This window comes from Treponema sp. TIM-1, from assembly GCF_046533115.1.
Classification (GTDB): domain Bacteria; phylum Spirochaetota; class Spirochaetia; order Treponematales; family Breznakiellaceae; genus JAIRMO01.
This window is the reverse complement of sequence record NZ_JAJQRC010000013.1, coordinates 41,768-59,523: the sequence shown is the minus strand read 5'-3', so window position 1 is coordinate 59,523 and position 17,756 is coordinate 41,768. Positions and strand designations below refer to the sequence as shown.

The following is a 17,756-nucleotide window of genomic DNA, read 5'->3' as shown; positions in this document are numbered from 1 at the left end:
CTGTTATTTGCTTTGGATGATTTCGGCAATAGCCAGCACCGCATCGGCAAGCCGGGGGCCGTAACGGTAAAGGGTGTCGGCGTTGACCGTGGCGATCCGGCCTTCCTTTACCGCGGGAATCCCCTGCCAGCCCGGACGCCGGGAAAGGGCCCCCGGTTCCACGATCTTTCCGTGATCATCCCCGGCAATGATCCAGGCGGGCTTCCTGAGCAAAACTTCTTCGGTACCAACCGTGGGCCACGACTCAGGTCTATCTTCAAAGATGTTCCGCCCGCCCCCCAGGCGTATGGCCTCGCTGATAAAGGTATTTCCCCCGGCGGTCATCAGGGGATCGTCGTTGAGCTCCCAAAACACCCCGGGCGGTTCCCCGCTCCCCCGCAGTTTCCGGGCCCGGCTTATCTTTTCCCCCATGACGGCGATCAGCTCCCGGGCCTTTTCCCGGTTTCCCGTCAGGGTCCCCAGGGTTTCTATGGTTTGGTAAACCTCGCTGAAATTCCGGGGCTCCACGGCGAAATTCCGGATGGAAAGCCGGTCCAGCAGGGTGATGATCCGGCCGTGCATATCCGCGGAGAGGATCACCAGATCGGGCCGCAGGGCGGCGATCCGTTCCACACTGACGGTGGCGCCGGAAAATCCCCCCACCTTGGGGACCGAAGCCGTCTCCGGGGGATAGTCGCAATAGTCGGTAACCCCCGCGATCTGGCTTTCCGCGCCAATGGCAAAGAGGATCTCCGTTACCGCGGGGCTTAAACTCACAATCCGCCGGGGAGGGGCTGAAACATGCAGGGTTCTTCCCAAAACATCCCGAACCCCGGGGGCTTCTTCAGGGTATACGGCGAAAATACCGGGGAGAAAGAACAAGAGGATCCCCCCCAGGAATTTACGGGCACTGACCCATACCGGGCATCTGCCATCCATCAAAAATCTCCTTCCGCCGATTTTTTACCCTTTCCGGCGGTCACCGGCCTGAGAAGCCGCCAAGGCGCGGATCTCCGCGGCCAGATAAAAGGAACCTATCCCCAAAACCGCAAGCCCCTGTTCACGGCTTTGGTCCATAACAAAGCGGATGGCCTTTTCCGTCTCCTTGATAAAAACCACGGAGCCCGGTTCCATCCCTTTGGATTGAAGCACCCCGGTAAAGATCCCGTATACCTGCTCAGGATCACTCACCTTAAAAGTTCCAGGGGTGGTAATAACCACCCGGGAAAAACAGGGGAGCAAAAGCCGCGCCATGGCCTCCGCGTTTTTCCCGGCGGCGCAGCCGAAGATCAGGATACCCCCGGTCCCATACAGGGAGGTAAAGGTATTTACACAAAGCTCGACGCTTTTGGGGGTATGGGCGCCGTCGATGATCACCGGGGGATCATCCCGGATCCGCTCAAACCGGGCGGGGAGTTTAAAATTCTTAAGCCCCCGGCGGATAATACCATCGCTGATGAAGGGAAAGGCGGCCTTGAGGGCCAGCACCGCGAGGCCGGCGTTTTCTGCCTGGACCTGTCCGGGAATAGCGATGGAAAGCTCCTGGGGAACGGCCTTTTCCCCGGGTTTCCTGAAAAGCAGGGTAAAATCAGTACCCCGCTGGTGGATCTTGAGGTTTTTTATGGATGCCAAGTCAGGAAAATACCACAGGGGCGAGCCCCGGTCTGCCGCAGTTTTGATAAAAACCTTCAGGGCCTCCGGGCTCTGTTCCGCCAGGATCAGGGGTTTATGGGCTTTGATGATCCCCGCCTTTTCTCCGGCCACGGCGGCAAGGGTATTCCCCAAAAATTCGGTATGCTCCAACTCAATGACGGTAATCACCGAAGCCACGGGGTCAACCACATTGGTTGGGTCCAGACGTCCGCCCATACCGGTTTCCACCACCATGGCGTCACACTGGCCCCTCCGGGCGCAGAGGAAAAAATAAAGGGTGAGGAGCTCAAAAAAAGTCGGCCCCTCCCCTCCTTCGGTATCGGCATTGAAGAGCCGGTATTCGCTTTTGGATTTGTCCGTCAGGGTATCCGCAATGGCCCGCAGCTCATTTCCCGCGTCCAGGTAAAGGGACTCATCAAAAAATTTATCCCCCAGGGTGATCCGTTCCCGGTACTCGGTTACATGGGGGGACAGATACCGGGCGGTTTTCAGACCCGCCGCGTCCAGGACCGAGGCGATCATCCCCGTCACCGAACCCTTCCCCTTGGATCCCGCCACATGAATAACCGGGGCGGATTTTTCAGGGTGTCCCGCCAGGGCGGTCAGGATCTCCATCCGTTCCGGCCTGAAACTGTTGGGGGTTTGCCCCTGCTCCAGGTTGATAAACCGGGAAAGCCACCTAAACACATCGGCGGAGGATAAAAACAGCGGCGTATCAATCATGAACCAATTATACCGATATGCCAGGGGGGCGTCAACGCGGCGATCTGGACTTTTATAGAGCACTAGGCTTTCTTTTTTTTATCAAGATACACCTCGTGATAAACACAAATAAACAGCACTACAAAGAAGGTTATGCTTATAAGGTCAAGCTTGACTCGGTAGGTGCTTTTGTTCAATAAAATCATCACAAACGAAGAGAGTACCAATATAATCCTTATCATTTTAATCGTCACGCCGATAAAGCTATCCCTGCGTGGATTTCTTATCAAACCCACAATACTTGACGCAACAAGCCCATATAAATATCCCGAGACTACATACCATGTTATGTATCGTTCCTTGAATAAAAACAATGTTATTGGAAAGACCGAAACCGCTACGTAAAATAATGTATCGCGTAAGCATAATGCGTTGAATGCTAAGACAGTCTTAAAGCTTCTTTTTTTTACCATCTTTTGCTCCTTGGATTGTGATTTTTCGTTCTCAAAAACATGAACATTGTAGCCAATACGGAAAATTTGTGCAATAACTCCAAAAAATGTGAGAAAGGAGAAGTTTTCGACTCTTCACACAAACTATTTTACACGCGTAACTCCGTAGATGCGTAGCATCTAAACACACCTTATATGCTTACCGGAAAGGGCCTGGCGGGAAGAGCAGGAATGGCGCGGCCTGGAGACGAAACACAACAACATTCCGCGCGGCTACTATCCCACGCCCGAGAAATTGGAGGCCATAGTGACCGCGCAGCGGTCTACTTTATGGTCGAATTCTCTTTCTAGCCCGCGGCGCTTCATTGACTTTTTTCGCCATAAGATGTAAACCGAATACAAGGTGAGAAAATTGAATTTCTAAGGAGTTATCATGTCTGAAGCATCCATAAAAGCGAACCATACGACCTACAATCTTCAGTCCTGGTCAAAACAACGGGGGCTTAATCCGGTGGTTATTGAAAAAGCGGAGGGGATCTATATGTGGGATCCCTCGGGCAAGCGGTATACCGATATGAGCAGCCAGTTGGTGAACCTGAATGTGGGCCATGGGAATAAGGCGATTATCGAAGCCATTAAAAAACAGGCGGATCGTTATTGTTATATCGGTCCTTCTTACGCCAGCGAACCCCGGGGGGAACTGGCGAAACTTTTGATTGAGCTTTTGCCCGACAATATGGGCAAGATCCTCTTTACCAATGCCGGGGCAGATGCCAATGAAAATGCCGTAAAAATCGCGAAGATGTTCACCGGCAGGCATAAGGTTTTTTCCCGGTACCGCAGCTACCACGGTTCAAGTTTCGGCGCGGGGAACCTTACCGGCGAGCCCCGGCGTTATCCCCTGGAACCGGGAATCCCCGGGTTTGTTAAGTTTTTTGACCCCTATATCTACCGGGAGCCCCTCAAATTCGGTTCTGAAAAAGAGGCCTCGGACTATTATCTCTATAAGTTGCGGGAGCAGGTGATATACGAGAAGCCCGACAGTGTGGCGGCCCTGATTGTGGAAACCGTTACCGGTTCCAACGGGGTGATTATCCCCCCGGAGGGGTATCTGCAGGGGGTCCGTAGGATATGCGATGAATTCGGGATCCTCCTCATCTGTGACGAGGTGATGATGGGATTCGGCAGAACCGGAAAAATGTTCGCCTTTGAGCATTTCGGTATCAAGCCCGATATTGTTACCTTTGCCAAGGGGGCAACCTGCGGGTATGTCCAGCTCGGCGGGGTCGCGGTCTCCAAACCCATTGCCGCCTATTTTGACGACAATTTCCTCTCCTGCGGCTTAACCTACAGCGGCCATCCCCTGGCCTGCGCCGCGGGGATCGCCTGTGTTAATTTTTATAAAGAAAACCGGATCATCGAAAATGTCGTTGCCCGGGGGGCGGAACTGCAGGAGATCTTTAAGACCCTCAAGGAAAAGCATAAAACCGTGGGGGATGTCCGCAGCATCGGCCTTATGGGGGCGGTGGAACTGGTCAAGGATAAGGCCACCAGGGAACCGGTGGTGTCCTACGGCAAGGACCCCGAGGGGGTGATGAAGAAGATCAACGGCAAATTAGCCGCCAAGGGCTTTATGACCTATACCCACGAAAACATGATCCTGGTGGCTCCGCCGCTGATCATCACCAAGGAACAGCTGGCCGAGGAGCTGCAAAAACTCGACGAGGTCCTGGATGAAGTAGATCGTATGTTTTGAGATTAAAGTGAGGAGAGAGGAGTTAGGAGAGTGAAGAGATTTTAACCACGAACCACACGAACAGAAACAAAGACAAATTGGCGTTTTCACCGATAGTTCTTTCCTGCTTTCCCTCGAGCAAAGAAAAGAATTCAGGTATAAATTCCGGAATATCGAAGCAAGAGTTCGTGATGTTCGTGTCGTTCGTGGTTAATTTTTCTTCATATGTTAGCCTTTGACTGCGCCGGCGGCGACGGGGCGTCGCCGCATGGGTTTGGTGTGTTAGCCTTTGACTGCGCCAGCGGCGACGCCTTTGGTGATCTGCTTGCGGAAGATCAGGTAGAAGGTCACCATGGGGATCATGCCGATCACCAGGGCGGAAAACTGCTTGCCGTAATCCGAGGCCAGGGCGCCGGAGAAACGGTTGATCCCCACGGGAATGGACTTAATGGCGTCGCTGGAGGTGAGGATGTTGATCAGCATAAATTCGTTCCAGGTGCCGGTAAAGGTGAGGATTCCCACGGTCATGGCCACCGGGGCGGACATGGGGAAGATAATGCTGGCAAAGATCCGCAGGTATCTGGCGCCTTCGAGCCGGGCGGACTCAATCAGGGACTCGGGGATGCTTCGGATAAATTCGGTCCCCAGATACACCCCCATGGGCAGCCCGATCCCGATATAGGGGATCAGGATCCCCAGCCGGGTGTTGTAGAGGCCCACGGCGTTCACCATGAGGAACAGGGGCACCATGATGGATTGCAGGGTAAGGAGGATACCGACGATAAATATCCCGTGGAGGAGGGGGGTGGCCTTGTTTTTTATTTTGGCAAAGGCAAAACCCGCCATAAAACCCAGAACCACCACGGAGATCACCGTCACGGCGGTGTAAAACACACTGTTCAGAAGCAATATCCCGAATTTGCCCATCTGCCAGGCATAGAAATAGTTGCCGGAAAACCACCGCTGGGGCAGGGCCAATTTGCTGGAGGTAAGATACTCCTGGGTGGTTTTAAAAGATTGGATAACCAGCCAGAACAGGGGATAAATAGCCAACAGCGTGAAAACAAACATCACCAAATAAATCACGAATTTAGCGGCCGCCGGGCCTCTTTGTACATCCGCCATAGATTACTCCTTTCCGCCGAACCGCTTTTCCACGCTCCGGGTAATGCCAATCAGAATAAAGCTGATAACTACCATCACCGTTGAAATGGCGTTTGCCAGGGGGTAATTAGGGGCGCCCCGGAAGGCCATCATATACATATACAGGGAGAGCACACTGGTCCGGTTGGCCGGGCCTCCCTGGGTCATGACAAATAACAGATCAAAGGACTTGAGGGAGCCGGAAATCGCCAGGATGGCGCTGGTCACAATAACCCCCGAAAGGGCGGGGAGGATAATATACCAGAGGGCCTGGGCTTCGGTGGCGCCGTCGATTTTGGCCGCCTCGATAATGGCAACATCGATCCGCTGGAGATTGGCCAGGAAGATGATCACATACATCCCGGTATACATCCAGAGCATCACCACCAGCACCGGGATCATGGGATGATCGTTCAGGGCGAACTGGGCGGCAGGATTAAAGAATTTCACAATCTCCATATACACGCTGTCCTGATTCAGATAAAAGCTCTTGAACAAAATACCGATGATGACCGGGGAGATAACATTGGGCAGGTAGATCATGGTCTGGAAAAAGTCCGTACCCCGCACCATCTTACGGGATAAAATATAGGCCAGGGCAAAACCCAGGGGAATCTGCCCAAATACGGACATGAGTACAATGTACATATTGTTTTTCAGGGCAAGATAAAAATAGCCGTTGGGATCCGTAAAGATCCGGACATAACTGGCTAACCCCGCAAATTTAACCTGGGGGTTGCCGAAGATCTTGCCGCCGTTATAGTTGGTTAAGCTCAATATCACCGAAAAGATCGTGGGAAAGGCCATAACGGAAAAATAAATGATCACCGCAGGGATAACCAACACCACATAGGCTACCCGCTGTTCTTTTTTTGACGTCAACTCACTCATCAGATCCTCCTGCCCGGTCGGGAGTTTTTTCCGGCGGGAGAATCCCGGTTCTCTCCCGGACTTGCAATTTTTCGCCCGAGTACCAAGTACGAGCAGTTTGCTGCATTTCAGCGCAGCAAACTGCTCAAAAAACTACTGTTTAGCCTTCCATGCTTCAAAGGCCCGTTGGGCGGTTTCGGCGATCTGCTGGGGTGTTTTGGTTCCCAGCCCGATTTCCTGCAGCCCCGTATTGATAGGAACATGTACTTCCCCGTCAAAAACCCCGTCGATGACCACGGTGGTAGTGGTATATTGGGTGCCCAGGTTACTTCCGGCTTTTTGCATGGGTTCCAGGGTCAGGCCGGGGATATCAATATCCGTCCGGGTGGGGGTGGAAATGCCGCCGGTCAGGAGCAGCCAGGTCTGGATCTCCTTGCCCGAAAGCCACTTGACCAGTTTCCAGGCCGCTTCTTCCTTATCGGAGCCCGTGGGGATATTGGCGTTCATCCCCCAGCCCGTACCGAGGATACCGGAGGTCGATTTATTGAGCTTTGCCCCGGGTATGTCGGGGAATACGGTGATCTCAATATTGTTCTGCCGGGACGGGGCAATCAAGGCCTGGCCGGTGGATTTATCGGTGATAAAGGCCCCAATCCGCCAGTCCCCATCGATAAGGTAGGCGCCCTTATTAGTGGCAAACTGACCCACCACACTGCCGTAGTCCGTGGTCAGGGTGGCCTTGTTCAGGACCCCGTCATCGTACAGGGTCTTGATAAAGGTGAGGGCCTTGACAAAATCAGGGTCCGTAAACTTTGCTTCCCCGGAGTGGATCTTCTTTTCCCAGCCTTCGCCGCCAAAACGGCCGGCCACCAGGGAGAAAAGACAGGACTGCATGACCCAGTCGTCCTGGTTGGCCATGAGGACCGTGTCATAGCCCTTGGCCCGGAGGATCGGTACCTGGGCCTTGAGTTCATCATAGGTTTTCGCCGGGGTTAAGCCCACGTCCCGCAGGACCTCATTGTTGATGTAGAAGGCGTGGCTTGAGGTGATGGCCCGGGGCAAAATGGCGAGGTATCCCGCCCCCTGGGCATTGGGGTCTATGGCGCCGGGGAGATTAAACGCGGCAAGCCCGTCCCGCTGAATGAGGGGACCCAGGTCCTTCAGCAAATGCTGGGTATGCAGGGTGGTGGACCGTCCCGACGGCCATGCGTAGATAACGTCCGGGAGCTGTCCCGCCGCCGCATAGGCCTCGACCTTATTATGGAAGGGTTCGTTAAAAAGATCTTCCCGAACCACCTTGATATCGGGATTCGCCTGGGAAAAGGCGTCCCATACCGTGGCGACTTCGTCGGCGCTGTTGGCGGAGGTCATGTCAAAGTAATTTAATACCCGTAGTTCTACCTGGCCGTCGGCCAGGGCCGTTTCGTTCTTCGAACAAGAGGTATAACCGGCGGCGACTAACGCCAAAACCAGAACCGTGAAAAAAACCATAGTGAGTTTTTTCATTCAATTCTCCTTAAATTAGTTGAATCAATTCTTACTTAAGATAAAGTATAGTTCTTTTTCCAAAATTTACCATTTTAAAAACTTTTTTTATGAAACAACCGTTTCTTTTATTATTCTGTTTGGCTATTATAATGTCAATGTATTTTTGTTTTTTTTGAAGAAGCCATGCGGCGGGTGGTTTGAACTTTGTTGCATTTAACGGCCATATACCGGATACTATAGGTTGAGGGGTTTATATGCGGTACGGTTATTTTGACAATGAGCGCCGGGAATATGTGATAAACCGGGTAGACGTGCCCGTTTCCTGGACCAACTATATCGGTATTCGGGATATGTGCGGGGTGTTTAACCATACCGCCGGGGGGTATCTGTTCTATAAGTCCCCGGAATACCACCGGATCTCCCGGTTTAGGCCCAACGGGGTGCCCCTGGACCGGCCGGGCCACTATGTGTATATCCGGGACGATGACGGGCCGGGGGCGCCCGATTACTGGACCCTCTCCTGGCAGCCCGTGGGAAAACCCCTGGATAAGGCGGCCTATACCTGCCGCCATGGCCTTTCCTACAGTGTCTACCACGCTGACTACCGGGGTATCGAGGGCTCCCAGACCCTCTTTATCCCCCCGGAGGATCCGGTGGAACTCTGGGATGTACGGCTGAAAAACAATTCCGGTAAAAAACGGCAGCTGAGCGTCTTCGCCTACCTGGAATTCTCCTTTCATCATATTGAAATGGACAATAAAAACTTCCAGATGAGCCTCTATTCCGCAGGGACCTCCTATACGGAGGGGATCATCGAATTTGACCCCTTTTACGAGGAAGGGGGCTGCCAGTTTTTCACCGCGGTCAACGGCAGGGACAAGGCTCCCGACGGCTTTGACTGCCTGCGGGACCAATTCATAGGCCCCTACCGGAGCGAGACCAACCCCCTGGCCGTGGAACAGGGCCGCTGTACCGGTTCTGCCGAGCTGGGGGGGAACCACTGCGGGGCCCTGCACCTGCGGCTGAGCCTGGAGGCCGGGGAGGAGCGCCGGGTCCTCTTCATCCTGGGGGAAGGAAACCGGGAACAGGGGGCCGCTTTCCGGGAAAAATACCGGGACCCCCGGGTAGTGGACGACGCCTTTAGGGCCCTGGGGGATTTCTGGACCAAAAAGCTGGAAAAACTCCAAGTTTCCACCCCCAACGAGGGGATGAATACCATGCTCAACACCTGGACCCTCTACCAGTCGGAGATCAACGTCATGTTTTCCCGGTTCGCCTCGTTTATCGAGGTGGGGGGCCGGACCGGTCTGGGCTACCGGGATACGGCCCAGGACGCCATGTGCGTCCCCCATTCCAACCCGGAAAAATGCAAAAGCCGGATCATCGAACTTCTGCGGGGATTGACTTCCCGGGGTTACGGCCTCCACCTCTTTCAACCGGAATGGTTTGAGGAGCAAAAAAAGCCGGCCTTTACATCCCCCACGGTGGTCCCCACCCCGGACAAAAGCCAGATCGTCCACGGCCTTAAGGACGTATGCGCCGACGATGCCCTGTGGCTCGTCCCGGCGCTTACCGAATACATCAAGGAAACCGGGGATTACGGCTTTGTCGACGAGGTCTATACCTATGCCGACGGCCTTGAGGGCGGGGTTTCGCCGGGCACGGTCTACGAACACCTGGCGCGGATCCTGGACTTTTCCGCGGAACAGGTGGGGCAAAACGGTATCTGCCGGGGGCTGCGGGCGGACTGGAACGACTGCCTCAACCTGGGGGGCGGCGAAAGCGCCATGGTCTCCTTCCTGCACCACTGGGCCCTGACCCACTTTGTCGCCCTGGCGCGGCGGCTGGGCCGGGGGGCGGACGCGGAAAAATACGCCGCCCTGGCGGAAAAGGTCCGCGCCGCCTGCGAGGGGGTCCTATGGAACGGCGCCTGGTACACCCGGGGGATTACCGCCTCGGGCCGGAAAATCGGCACCCCGGAAAACGCCGAGGGAAAGGTTTTTATGGAGAGCAATACCTGGGCGGTACTTTCCGGCGCGGCCTCCCCTGAGCGGGGGCTGCGGGCCATGGACGCCGTGGATCAGTACCTCTACACCCCCTTTGGCCTCAAGCTCTGCGCCCCGGCCTACACCAAGCCCGATGACGAAATCGGCTTTGTTACCCGGGTGTATCCAGGGGTAAAGGAAAACGCCGCCATCTTCAGCCATCCAAACCCCTGGGCCTGGGCCGCCGAAGCCGTCCTGGGCCGGGGGGACCGGGCCATGAAGTTCTACGACGCCCTCTGCCCTTATTTTCAGAACGACAAAATCGAAACCCGGGAGGCGGAACCCTACTCCTACTGCCAGTTCATCATGGGGCCGGACCACAGCGCCTTTGGCCGGGCCCGCCACCCCTTTATGACCGGCTCCGCGGGCTGGAGCTACTTTGCCGCTACCCGCTACATCCTGGGGATCCGCCCCGGCTACGACGCCCTGGAGATCGATCCCTGCATCCCCCCGGAGTGGAAGGGCTTTACCGCCCGCCGGGTTTGGCGGGGCGCGGTCTACGAGATTGAGGTAACCAACCCCCAGGGGGTGAGCAAGGGGGTGCGGGAATACCGCCTGAACGGAACCCCCCAGGAAAGGGCCGCTTCCGGCGGCGCGCTTATCCCGTCCCAAGCCGCGGGCAGCGTGAACCGTGTTGCCGTGGTGATGGGCAGGGTAGGGTGAAGCAGGCAAATGGCCAGGTAACTCATGTTACGCAGGAAGCATATATGCAGTTTCTGCCTTTTCCCCTAGGGTTTAAATTTTTGTACTTGTATATTGGGGATAAATTTATAGTGTTTATCATTCCCGGTTAATAGTATTTCCTGATTTTCCAATGCCGTTGATGCTATTATTGCATCTCCCGCTTCCATTGAATGACTTAAACAATAATCTTCTGCCAGGAACATTGCCCTTGTCGATATATTGTCATTTATTTGTATAATGTTTACCGATAATTTTTTTAAGTATTATGGATGGTCGAGGTTTTTACCCTGTTGACATTGCCTGTTAAAGTGTACATTCCAAGTATACATTTTGTTTTTGGCGTTTGTCAACGCTTTTTTAATAGGGTGTTGACACATTATAACGGTATAGGATATACAGAAGGTCAGGAGAAAATAAATTAACTTTTTTAGTAGGATTGGTGAATTTTGGCAGGCCTTAGGCCCGGTGGGACCATGCGCGGTATTGTTTTTGGGGGGCTGCCTGTTAATAGTGGGATTTATATTTAACTGGCGGTGGCTGTATCCCAGCCGCTATACCGTAAGAAATTTTTCTCCTGGAATACGCCGAGCACTTGTTCTGGTAACAGGAATTATTTGTATAATTTGCAGTGTTGTTTTTTATATTTTCAAAGCCGATGTATATTGGTATTAAATTGAGGAGGAATTGAAATGGGCTTATTTGACAAATTTGTGGGTCTGGTCGGTGACGCTATCAACGGAGCGGCAGGGGGACAACCGGGCGGAGGAGGACAATCCGGCGGTAAATCTGATAGCAAAAAGGAAGAGATCAGAAACATTTTCAACTCAAAGGTGGAAAACGGCGACAGCTATACGGTTTTGGCCGGAACGAACATGGTTACCACCAAAAAACTGACGAAAGAGATACGAACCTTTTACAACTATCTCATAGGATATAAAGACGGCGATGATCCGGAGCTTGTGCTTATCTCTACATCAAACGATCTTGCGTCAGTGGATGAGCCGGTGTTCTGTAAAAAAAGCGAATGTAAAAAAGCGGTGTATCTTCAAAAGACCGGCAGCTTCAACATTTCACATCCGAAGCTCGGTGATGCGCCGATAGACTTTTCTATCATCGCTTCAGCCGCTTGGGGAAGTTCAGGCGCATTGGTTATTCCCGTGTCTTACGTTGATGAATATACGCCTTTTGCCGAATTTTTTCAAAATCGGTTTGCAAAATAACGCATGTTACGCAGGAAGCAGAGGATTAACCACGAACGACACGAACATCACGAACTTTTGCTTCGATATCCCGGAATATATACCTGAATTCTCTTCTTTGTTCGTGGGAAAGCAGGAAAGAGCTATCGGTGAAAACGCCAATTTGTCTTTGTTCCTGTTCGTGACGCAACGTGGTTAAATTTCATCCCCGGCTATTCCCCGATACGAATCGAGTCAAACCATGCGGTGTTGTACAGATCCAGGCTTTCCCCCAAGTCGTCCTTCAACTCGGTCCTGAGCAGCTCCTCCGCGGTGTAGTAGGGCTCTTGGGTCTTGAGATCCCGGGCAGGGATGTTTACCGTGGCGGGGAAGCCGAAATAATCGGTAAATTCCGCATAGATCTCCGGCCGATGGATAAAATCGATAAATTTATGGGCCAGATCGATATTCTTAGCACCCTTCAATATACACATACTGTCGATGTAGGCGGGGCCTCCCTCGGGGGGTATAAAGAAGACGGTGGTTGCTTTCTGCGCTTCGGATATTTCTTCGTATACCATTTCCGCGTATCCCTGGATCACCCAAAAATCACCGTTGGCAAACCCCTTGCCCGGGGCTTCGGCGTCGAATTTAACCAGGTTCGGCTTCCAGGTATGGTTGATAAGGTCTTTGGCCGCTTCAATCTCGGCGGGATTCTTGGAATTCACCGAATAACCAAGGAAGACCAGGGCATCCCCCATAACTTCCCGCATATCATCCAGCATGGTCATCCGGCCCCGGAGATCGTTTCTAGCGAAAATGGACCAGCTCCGATCATAATTGGGGATCCGCTCGGTATTCACCGCGATCCCTGCGGCGCCAAAATAATAGGGTACACTGTACTCCATATTGGGATCGTAGGTGGTTTTTTCCAGAACCAGGGGATCGATATTACCCAGGTTGGAGAGTTTGGAATGATCGATCCGCTCAAACATATCCTGCTTTATCATGATAGAAACGTAATCCCCGGAAGGGAAAACGATATCATACCCGCTGCCCCCGGCTTGGATATGGGCATACATGGTCTCGTTGGAGTCATATTCGTCAAATATGATGGTAACGCCGTACTCCTCTTCAAATTTTTCCCGTACCGAAAGGGGAACATAATAGGTCCAACAATAGATGTTAAGCCGGTCCGATTCGACGGCGGCGGCAGCGGTGGAATCCGCCGCTGGTTGTTTCGTGCAGCCGCTGAGGGCAGTCAGCGCGGCAAGGGCGAGCAGAACCGCGGACAGGGCTGCGGCTGATACAGGTATTTTCTTCATCTTTTCCTCCTGGTGTTGAAGGTTACTATAGTTTTGTTTCAACACCTTTAAAATAAAGACCCATACAGGTCATTTTGCCGCGATATACTTCAAAAAGTTTCTGAGTAAATAGGTGAGGAGAACGGTCCCCAGGATCATCACCACCGACAGGGCGTTTATCACCGGCGATACCCCAAACCGGATGGCCGAATAAATATAGATGGGCAGGGTGGAGGAGCCGGGGCCGGAGACAAAGGAGGTAATGACAAAATCCTCCAGGGATATGGTGATGGCCGTTAAAAATCCCGATACGATGCCGGGCATACAGATAGGCACCGTTATCTTAAAAAGGGTCTGTTTTTCGCTGGCCCCCAGATCGTGGGCCGCCTCGATGATGGAAAAGTCGAATTCGTCCAGCCGGGCCATAACCATAAGAAACACAAAGGGCAGGTTGAAGGTGGTATGGGCGATAAAGATCGTAAGGAGTCCTAACTGAATTTTGACCCCCGCAAAAAACAGGGAAAGGGATACCCCGATGATGATTTCCGGGAGGATCATGGGCATAAACGATATGGCCTGGATGTAGTTCCGCAGCTTAAACCGGTACCAGTTGACCCCGATGGCGCCGGCGGTTCCCAGCACGGTGGCGGTGGCGGCGGAGCTTACGGCGACAAAGGCGCTGTTCCAAAAGGCCCGCCACAGGTCCCGGGAACGGAAAAAGAGCTGTTCGTACCAGACCAGGGAAAACCCGGTCCAGTTCATGCCCTTGGAGGAGTTAAAGGAATAGAGGATCAGCACCATCAGGGGGAGGAAAAGAAACACAATGGTGGCGATAAAGATCGTCTGGGAAAAGGAAAAACGCTTCCGGTAGGCCCGTTTTGCATGGCGGGCCGCTTCCCCCTGGGAATTTCCCGTCCGCAGGGAGGTAATGATATGGTGAACCAGGCTTTTACCGGTCATGGGCTTACCCCCTTGGGGTCCTGGGCAATTTCTCCCTTTACATCCACGGTCCGCTGGGCGTCCCGGCGCTGCAGGTTCATCATGAGCAGGACCCCCACGGTGGTGACCAGGGTCAGCACCATGGAAAAGGCCGATGCCAGGGGCCAGTTCCGGGACTTGGTGAGTTGATCGGCGATGACATTCCCCAGCATATAGGAATCCTTACCCCCCACCAGGAGGGGCACCGCATAGGCCCCAAAGATGGGGATGAAGGTGAAAAGCACCGCGGTGTATATGCCGCTCCTGATATTGGGGAGCAGCACCAAAAACATGGAGCGCGGTTTGGTGGCCCCCAGGTCCCGGGCCGCTTCCAACAGGGAAAAATCAAACTTGTCGATGGTCGAAAACAGGGGCAGGATCGCATAGGGCAGGTACATATAGACCAGCACCAGGATCACCACCTTTTGATTATAGAGGAAGTGGACATAATCCCGGATAAGCCTGAAGTGCATCAAAAATTCATTGAGAAAACCGTTGTTTCCCAGGATGTTCATCCAGGCAAATACCCGGATCAGAAAATTCGTCCAAAAGGGGACAATAATGAGGAGCAGCAGCAGGGTCTGGTGTTTACTCCGGGCCATAAAATAACCGCAGGGCAGGGCAATAAAGATGGTTATCACCGTGGCCGCCACCGAGGTAATCAGGGTACGGATGGTGATGATCACAAAGTTGGGGTTCCCCAGGCTTTTGTAGGCGTGCAGGGAAAACTCCCATTCCACCCCGCCGTAAAGTCCCTTTTTAAGGAAACTGTATACCACAATGATGATGAGGGGGATCAGAAAAAAAACCGTAAACCACATCGCCATGGGGCCGGAATAGAAGATGCCGTAATTCCGTTTCCCGCCGGAGCCGGTTCGCGCCTTCACGGTTCTCCCGTCCCCGGACCGGGTCCCGGGAAGCCGGAGCCCTCCCCATCGTCTTTGATCCCCACAATATACCCGTCATTGGCGCTCCAGGACAGGTATACCGAATCCTTCCACACAATATCAGGACCCTCATCGGAGTATTTGGCGTGCTGTTTGATCACCCGGATCAGGACCTTTTCCTGGGTTTTGACGTAGAATTTGGTCTGGAACCCCGAATAGATGGGCTCGTCCACCGTCCCCTGCAGCAGGTTGATGTCCTCCCGCTTGGTGGCGGGTTTTTCCTTGGAGATCAGGATCTTTTCCGGCCGTATGGTAAAACTAACCTGCTGTCCGCTCCGGACCTCGTCCACGGTGGTCACCTTGATATTCCCCAGCTCGGGGATATGCAAATGGGCCATATATTCCGGCTCGCTCCGGTCGAGTTTTTCCACCGCCGTCACCGATGCGTCAAAGAGGTTGGTCTCGCCGATAAACCGGGCCACAAAGTCCGTGGCAGGGCTTTCATAGATATCGTGGGGGGTTCCCACCTGCAAAACATTCCCCTGGTTCATCACCGCGATCCGGTCGGAAACCGACAGGGCCTCCTGCTGATCGTGGGTAACGTAGATAAAGGTGATCCCGATCTTGTCGTGGATCTGGTCCAGCTCGATGAGCATGTGCTGCCGCAATTTGGCGTCCAGGGCGGAGAGGGGTTCGTCCAGCAGCAATACCCGGGGTTCGTTGATCAGGGCCCGGGCAATGGCGACCCGCTGTTTTTGGCCCCCCGAAAGCTGGTTGGGTTTCTTATGGGCATGACCCTCCAGTTGGACCAATTTAAGGTATTCGGTTACCTGGGAATTAACCTCGTTCCGTTGCAGTTTTTTTAAGCGCAAAGAAAAAGCCACGTTTTCAAAAACCGTCAAGTGGGGAAAAAGGGCATAATTTTGAAAGACCGTATTTGCCGGTCTGCGGTTGGGGGGCAGGGGCAGGACATCGGCGCCGTCAAACGTAACAATTCCCACATCGGGGGTTTCAAACCCCGCGATGATCCGCAGCAGGGTGGTTTTACCGCACCCCGAAGGCCCCAGGAGGGAAAAAAATTCCCCCTTTTTTATCTCAAGGTCCACCGCATTCAGGACCTTAAAATCACCAAAAGACTTAGAAATCTCTTTGATGCCAACATCGCTCCCTTTCAACCCTGCTCCTTCAACCTCCCTTCCGGTATATCCTGCGCCTTTCCCAAAACCCGGTTGATTTCAGGAAAGGCTTTGGAAAAACGGCAAAAAGCCCGCTTTTTCCTCATGTACTCGTTTAACCCACCCTAAATTCTACTATTTTTGTTCTACAGGGTACAATGCGTATTTTATGAGTTGTTGTCAACCGGTTTATGAACTAAAAAGGAAAAAAATAACGGATGATCGCGGTTTTTACCGTTCCTCCATCATTAAAAAGGCCATTACCTTGGCATCCCCCAGGATGTTTTCAAGGACCGTGTACTCGTTGGGCTGATGGGCGGTATCATCCATCCGGCCCCATACCACCGAGTCGATCCCGGCGTTCCGGAGGTAGGCCCCCACGGTACCGCCCCCGATGCCGATGGGCCGGGTTTCCACCCCATACACCTCCCGGACCGCCCCGGAGAGGAGTTTTACCAGGGGCGCTTCCGGGGAAGTGGGCCGGGATTCGACGGATTGGAGGGGGGTATAGGCGATTTTTACCCCGTATTTGGCTTCCACTTCCCCTTTTATGCGGTCTATCTCCGTAAGAACGGCCTTGATGGGATACCGGGGGAGGATCCGCATATCCATATAGAAAACATCTTCCCCGGGGATGGTGTTGATATTGGGCACATTGGCCTCTTTTTTGGTCGGCTGGAAGGTGGAATAATCAGGCTCAAAGAGGGGGTCCCGCTCCGAAAATTGTTTTGAAAGGCCCTCATGGAGCCGAACCGCCAGATCCGCCCCGGCTAAGTGGGCATTGATCCCCTGATCCGGCCGGGAACCGTGGGCTTGGGAGCCGGTAGTGGTAAACCGGACCCAGAGGAGGTTTTTTTCAGCGATCTCGATGGTTTCCCCCCGGGGATCCCCGCCGTCGGGGATGAGGATCATGTCGTCCCCGCGGAACAGGCCGGGGTGGTTTTTCAGGATCCAATCTATGCCGTAGGCGCTGCCCATCTCCTCATCCGCCACAAAGAGGAGCTTGACCGGGTGGGGCGGGGTGATCCCTTGGGAAATCAGGGACAAGGCGGCCAGAACCGAGGAACAAAGCCCCTGCTGGTTATCCTCTACCCCCCGGCCGATAAGCACCGTTCCCCGGGGACCTTCCTGTTGAACCACCTGCCAGGGGTCGCTTTTCCACAGGGAAGCCTCTCCGGGGGGTACCACATCCAGGTGGCTCATGATCCACAGCCGTTTGGCGTCGTTTTTTCCGGGGATGGTGGCAATCAGATTGGGTCTGACCCCTCCCTTGGCCTGCTTATCCGGGGCGTCCAGGCGCTCCAGGGCGGTGATGCCCCGGTCTTTAAGCCATTGCTCAAGGAACCGGCATTTTTCCCATTCCCCCTCCCCCCCGGATTCCGGAGCTATGGCGGGCCGTTTGGTAAGCTCCGTCTCCAATGCGATGATCAGGGGAACGTTTTTTTCGATAAACCCAAAGATAGTTTCTTTTGACATAGTTTTC

General features: G+C 53.7%; 13 protein-coding genes. 3 read left to right on the top strand and 10 right to left on the bottom strand.

Translation table 11 applies throughout. The features are described 5' to 3' along the window. Positions 1-3: 3 nt before the first annotated feature. A complete protein-coding gene (locus tag LQZ21_RS07410; protein ID WP_411043645.1) occupies positions 4-918 on the bottom strand; it encodes an ABC transporter substrate-binding protein in 915 nt (304 codons plus the stop codon). Between the two features lie 24 nt (positions 919-942). After that, the gene (locus tag LQZ21_RS07405; RefSeq protein ID WP_411043644.1) at positions 943-2,355 is read right to left on the bottom strand and encodes a bifunctional folylpolyglutamate synthase/dihydrofolate synthase; all 1,413 of its coding nucleotides are present in this window, start codon (positions 2,353-2,355) and stop codon (positions 943-945) included. Between the two features lie 864 nt (positions 2,356-3,219). Between LQZ21_RS07405 and LQZ21_RS07400 the strand changes: the two genes are divergently transcribed. Then, the gene (locus LQZ21_RS07400) at positions 3,220-4,542 is read left to right on the top strand and encodes an aminotransferase class III-fold pyridoxal phosphate-dependent enzyme (RefSeq protein WP_411043643.1); all 1,323 of its coding nucleotides are present in this window, start codon (positions 3,220-3,222) and stop codon (positions 4,540-4,542) included. A 261-nt stretch (positions 4,543-4,803) separates the two neighbouring features. On the opposite strand, the gene LQZ21_RS07395 is transcribed toward LQZ21_RS07400, so the two are convergent. From LQZ21_RS07395 to LQZ21_RS07385, 3 genes are all read right to left on the bottom strand, one after another. Further along, positions 4,804-5,646: a carbohydrate ABC transporter permease gene (locus LQZ21_RS07395; protein ID WP_411043642.1), complete on the bottom strand. Its 843-nt coding sequence runs from the start codon at positions 5,644-5,646 to the stop codon at positions 4,804-4,806. 3 nt (positions 5,647-5,649) lie between these two features. Then, positions 5,650-6,555 carry a carbohydrate ABC transporter permease gene (locus LQZ21_RS07390; protein WP_411043641.1) on the bottom strand — a complete coding sequence of 302 codons (906 nt, stop codon included), beginning with the start codon at positions 6,553-6,555 and terminating at the stop codon, positions 5,650-5,652. Positions 6,556-6,687: 132 nt separating this feature from the next. Then, the gene (locus LQZ21_RS07385; RefSeq protein ID WP_411043640.1) at positions 6,688-8,040 is read right to left on the bottom strand and encodes an ABC transporter substrate-binding protein; all 1,353 of its coding nucleotides are present in this window, start codon (positions 8,038-8,040) and stop codon (positions 6,688-6,690) included. Between the two features lie 236 nt (positions 8,041-8,276). Between LQZ21_RS07385 and LQZ21_RS07380 the strand changes: the two genes are divergently transcribed. Both LQZ21_RS07380 and LQZ21_RS07370 read left to right on the top strand, forming a co-directional pair. Next, on the top strand, positions 8,277-10,730 hold the full coding sequence (locus LQZ21_RS07380; RefSeq protein WP_411043639.1) for a glycoside hydrolase family 94 protein: 2,454 nt from the start codon (positions 8,277-8,279) through the stop codon (positions 10,728-10,730). A gap of 710 nt (positions 10,731-11,440) precedes the next feature. Further along, positions 11,441-11,971, top strand: a complete 531-nt coding sequence (locus LQZ21_RS07370; protein WP_411043637.1) for a hypothetical protein — start codon at positions 11,441-11,443, stop codon at positions 11,969-11,971. Positions 11,972-12,162: 191 nt separating this feature from the next. On the opposite strand, the gene LQZ21_RS07365 is transcribed toward LQZ21_RS07370, so the two are convergent. From LQZ21_RS07365 to LQZ21_RS07345, 5 genes are all read right to left on the bottom strand, one after another. Then, positions 12,163-13,254: an extracellular solute-binding protein gene (locus tag LQZ21_RS07365; RefSeq protein WP_411043636.1), complete on the bottom strand. Its 1,092-nt coding sequence runs from the start codon at positions 13,252-13,254 to the stop codon at positions 12,163-12,165. 69 nt (positions 13,255-13,323) lie between these two features. Continuing rightward, positions 13,324-14,193 carry an ABC transporter permease gene (locus tag LQZ21_RS07360; protein ID WP_411043635.1) on the bottom strand — a complete coding sequence of 290 codons (870 nt, stop codon included), beginning with the start codon at positions 14,191-14,193 and terminating at the stop codon, positions 13,324-13,326. After that, on the bottom strand, positions 14,190-15,038 hold the full coding sequence (locus tag LQZ21_RS07355) for an ABC transporter permease (RefSeq protein WP_411043662.1): 849 nt from the start codon (positions 15,036-15,038) through the stop codon (positions 14,190-14,192). Before LQZ21_RS07355 ends, LQZ21_RS07360 begins: the two co-directional genes overlap by 4 nt. Positions 15,039-15,094: 56 nt before the next feature. Then, positions 15,095-16,273, bottom strand: a complete 1,179-nt coding sequence (locus LQZ21_RS07350; RefSeq protein ID WP_411043634.1) for an ABC transporter ATP-binding protein — start codon at positions 16,271-16,273, stop codon at positions 15,095-15,097. Positions 16,274-16,504: 231 nt separating this feature from the next. Then, positions 16,505-17,749 (bottom strand): M20 family metallo-hydrolase, encoded by a 1,245-nt coding sequence (locus tag LQZ21_RS07345; RefSeq protein WP_411043633.1) that lies wholly within the window; start codon positions 17,747-17,749, stop codon positions 16,505-16,507. Between the last annotated feature and the right edge of the window lie 7 nt (positions 17,750-17,756).